Origin of the sequence: Pseudomonas sp. 2822-15, assembly GCF_002742515.1 — a bacterium.
GTDB lineage: Bacteria > Pseudomonadota > Gammaproteobacteria > Pseudomonadales > Pseudomonadaceae > Aquipseudomonas > Aquipseudomonas salomonii.
Genome location: NZ_LJRY01000426.1, coordinates 1 through 237, shown reverse-complemented (window position 1 = coordinate 237; position 237 = coordinate 1). Strand labels below are relative to the sequence as shown.

Below are 237 nucleotides of genomic sequence, written 5' to 3'. Positions count from 1 at the left end.
GGCATAAGGCAGCTTGACTGCGAGACATACAGGTCGAGCAGGGACGAAAGTCGGGCTTAGTGATCCGGCGGCACCGTATGGAAGGGCCGTCGCTCAACGGATAAAAGCTACCCTGGGGATAACAGGCTAATCTCCCCCAAGAGTCCACATCGACGGGGAGGTTTGGCACCTCGATGTCGGCTCGTCGCATCCTGGGGCTGAAGTAGGTCCCAAGGGTTGGGCTGTTCGCCCATTAAA

1 rRNA gene is annotated in these 237 nt (G+C 58.2%); it reads left to right on the top strand.

The features are described from left to right. Window positions 1-237, top strand: a 23S ribosomal RNA gene (locus AOA59_RS31285); the annotation flags it as partial.